General features: G+C 58.8%; 1 protein-coding gene. It reads left to right on the top strand.

Annotated features, from left to right (window positions below; genetic code table 11):
- On the top strand, positions 1-279 hold a 279-nt coding region (locus tag CH341_RS32410), incomplete at both ends, for a cobalamin-dependent protein (RefSeq protein ID WP_210208729.1).

Here is a 279-nt window from a genome sequence, read left to right as displayed (position 1 = left end):
ATCAACAATCCCGTCGAGAACTATCTCGCCGCGATCGAGGAACATCAGCCGGACATCATCGGCATGTCGGCGCTTTTGACGACCACGATGCCTTATATGAAGGTCGTCATCGATACTCTGAAAGAGAGAGGTGTCCGCGACGATTACATCGACCTCGTCGGCGGTGCGCCTTTGAACGAAGAATTCGGGCGCGCGATCGGCGCCGATGCCTATTGCCGCGATGCCGCCGTGACGGTGGAGACCGCCACGGATCTCATCAAACGCCGGCACAATCGGCGG

The sequence above is a fragment of the Rhodoplanes roseus genome, from assembly GCF_003258865.1.
GTDB classification, from domain to species: domain Bacteria; phylum Pseudomonadota; class Alphaproteobacteria; order Rhizobiales; family Xanthobacteraceae; genus Rhodoplanes; species Rhodoplanes roseus.
This window is presented reverse-complemented; position numbering and strand designations above follow the sequence as displayed.